The organism is Oleiphilus sp. HI0132, assembly GCF_001635845.1.
The window spans coordinates 1-220 of record NZ_LWGJ01000786.1 but is presented as its reverse complement, the minus strand read 5'-3'; the positions used below and the strand labels follow the sequence as shown (position 1 = coordinate 220).

1 protein-coding gene is annotated in these 220 nt (G+C 45.0%); it reads left to right on the top strand.

Going from position 1 to position 220, the window contains the following annotated elements; all coding sequences use genetic code 11:
• A partial coding sequence (locus tag A3766_RS09205; protein WP_369808617.1) for a TRAP transporter small permease subunit occupies positions 1-220 on the top strand: 220 nt, incomplete at both ends.

Genomic DNA, 220 nt, shown 5'->3' with positions numbered 1-220 from the left:
AGTAATTCTAGCCCTGGATACTCTGTTTAAAAGCATTGCGCGTTTATGCGGAGTACTCTCGGCTAGCGCCATGCTCTTACTACTCATCAACGTTTTCTACGATGTGGTCATGCGCTATGGCTTTAATGATGTATCGATCGGTATGCAGGAACTGGAGTGGCATCTCTTCTCTTGCGTGTTTCTACTAGGTATTCCCTATGCGATTCAAGAAAATGCCCAT